Consider the following 2651-nt stretch of genomic DNA (forward strand, 5'->3'; position numbering starts at 1 on the left):
CCGGGGACCCCACCACCCGACCCATCACCGGGACCGCCACCACCACCACGACCCACCCACCCCTGACCGTCGTCGAACGCCGCACCCACCTCGTCGCCGACACCTGCCTGACCAACCCCCACGGCCCCGGCTGCTGACCAGCACGAGCCGCACCGCGTACCCACATCACGACCCCCTAGAGTCGGTGCCATGACGAGCGACGACGCCCTGGAAGCCCCAGGCACGGGCTACCGCAAGGGCCCGGTGCTCCTGCGGCGCAGCCAGATCCCGAAGACGACATCCGACCAGCGACTGCTCTCGGGCGACGGAGACACAAGCTGGCTGCACGACGACCCGTGGCGGGTCATGCGCATCCAGAGCGAGTTCGTCGAGGGCTTCGGGGCGCTCGCCGAGATCGGGCCCGCGGTGAGCGTGTTCGGCTCTGCCCGGGTCGCGGTCGACCACCCGGACTACCAGATCGGCGAGTCGGTCGGCCGGGGTCTCGTGGAGGCCGGGTATGCGGTCATCACGGGCGGCGGCCCGGGGGTCATGGCAGCCGCGAACAAGGGCGCGAGCGAGGCGGGCGGCTTGTCCATCGGGCTCGGCATCGAGCTGCCGTTCGAGCAGAGCATGAACCAGTGGGTCGACCTGGGGATCAGCTTCCGGTACTTCTTCGCGCGAAAGATGATGTTCGTCAAGTACGCCCAGGGCTTCGTGGTGCTGCCTGGCGGGTTCGGGACGCTCGACGAGCTCTTCGAGGCGCTCACGCTCGTGCAGACGCACAAGGTGACGGGCTTCCCGATCGTGCTGGTGGGCAGCGCGTACTGGCAGGGACTGCTCGACTGGATCGCCGGTCCGGTCGTCGACCGCGGCATGATCAACCCCGACGACCTCGAGCTCCTCAAGGTCGTCGACGACCCCGACGAGGCCGTGCGCATCGTGTGCGAGCGGGGAGCCGAGCTGCGCAAGGAGGAGCTCGACGCGGTGCGCCGGGAGGCCAAGGCCAGGCGGCGGGCCGCCGAGGGCAACGGCTCGTGACCGTCTGGACGTCATGACCGGCGCAGTCATCGGCGGTGTCCCCGCGGCGGGAGCGGACGTCCGCCTGCGTGGACGGACGTTCGGCCCGGACCGCCCCGTCGTGATGGCGGTCGTCAATCGCACGCCCGACTCGTTCTACGCGCCGGCGCGCTACGACGACGCGGGAGCCGATGCCGCTGTCGCGCGCGCGGTCGAGGAGGGTGCCGACGTCGTCGACCTCGGCGGGGTGCGGGCCGGCCGTGGGCCGCGCGTGGACGCCACCGAGGAGATCGCCCGGGTCGTGCCTCTCGTCGAGCGCGTGCGTGCGCGCCACCCCGACCTGCTCGTGAGCGTCGACACGTGGCGGGCCGAGGTCGCGCGAGTGGCGGCGCTCGCGGGGGCCGACCTGCTCAACGACACCTGGGCGGGCCACGACCCGCGGCTCGTCGAGGTGGCCGCCGAGTTCGGCATCGGCGTCGTGTGCTCGCACACCGGCGGCGCGCGGCCGCGAACCGATCCGCTCCGGGTCGAGTACCCCCGGAGTGAACCCGGCGTGGCCGGCCTCGGGGACCCGCTCGACGGCGTGGTCGACGACGTGGTGCGCGTGCTCTCGGCCGCGGCCGCGCGTGCGGTCAGCCTCGGTATCGACCCGGCGAGCGTCCTGGTCGATCCGACGCACGACTTCGGCAAGAACACGTGGCACTCGTTGCACCTCGTGCGGCGCACGCAGGCCCTGGTGGCGCTGGGCCACCCCGTGCTGGTGGCGCTGTCCCGGAAGGACTTCGTGGGGGAGACCCTCGACCTGCCGCCCGACGAGCGGCTCGAGGGGACGCTCGCGGCCACGTCGGTCGCGGCCTGGCTCGGAGCGCGAGTGTTCCGCGTGCACGACGTGCGGGCGACCCGTCGGACGCTCGACATGGTCGCGGCCATCCGGGGCGACGCGGCGCCCGCTCGAGCCGTGCGGGGTCTCGCGTGAACGGCGAGGTCGCCGGCGTCGTCGAGCGGGCACCGGAGTCGTCGTGGGCCCTGCGGGCCGACCCGCGCAGGTGGCCGTGGTGGGGGCGCGCGCTGGGTGCCTACCTCGCGACCAGGGCGTTCAGCGCGGTTGTGCTCGTCGTCGTCGCGCAGTTCCAGGTCGCGAACTACTGGACCCCGGCCAAGCCGTCGTACCTGCGTTTCACGGGTCTGATGTGGGATGCGACCTGGTACCGCACGATCGCGGAGCAGGGGTACCCGGCGGTGCTGCCCCACGGCGCCGACGGGCTCGTGCAGCAGAACCCGTGGGCCTTCTTCCCGCTGTTCCCGTTCCTGGTGCGCGGGGTCATGATCCTGAGCCGTGCGCCCTGGTACGTCGCGGCCCCGCTCGTGGCGCTGACGCTCGGTGCGGTCGCCGCGGTCGTGGTGTATCGACTCATCGAGCGTGGCGCGCCACGCGCCGTGGCCGCCCGCCCGGGGCTGGCCCTGGCGACCGTCGTGCTGCTCGGGCTGTTCCCGTCCGCTGCGGTCCTGCAGATCGGATACACCGAGTCGCTCGCGCTGCTGCTCGTCGCGGCGTCGTTGCTCGCGATCGTGGAGCGCCGGTACGCGTGGGCCTCCTTGGCGGTGCTCGCGCTCGGCTTCACCCGCGCGGTCGCTCTCCCGATGGCGGTCGTCGT

At 72.8% G+C, this 2651-nt stretch carries 2 protein-coding genes and 1 pseudogene; all 3 read left to right on the forward strand.

Going from position 1 to position 2651, the window contains the following annotated elements:
- Positions 1–189 precede the first annotated feature (189 nt).
- Positions 190–1017: a TIGR00730 family Rossman fold protein gene (locus tag VFW79_RS09505; protein WP_329677068.1), complete on the forward strand. Its 828-nt coding sequence runs from the start codon at positions 190–192 to the stop codon at positions 1015–1017.
- Positions 1018–1030: 13 nt separating this feature from the next.
- Complete coding sequence (folP, locus tag VFW79_RS09510) at positions 1031–1972, forward strand: dihydropteroate synthase (protein WP_329677069.1); 942 nt, start codon at positions 1031–1033, stop codon at positions 1970–1972.
- Positions 1969–2651, forward strand: a pseudogene (locus VFW79_RS09515) (hypothetical protein); the annotation flags it as partial. The gene folP and the pseudogene VFW79_RS09515, both read left to right, overlap by 4 nt.

The organism is Cellulomonas sp. (assembly GCF_036279715.1).
Classification (GTDB): domain Bacteria; phylum Actinomycetota; class Actinomycetes; order Actinomycetales; family Cellulomonadaceae; genus Cellulomonas_A.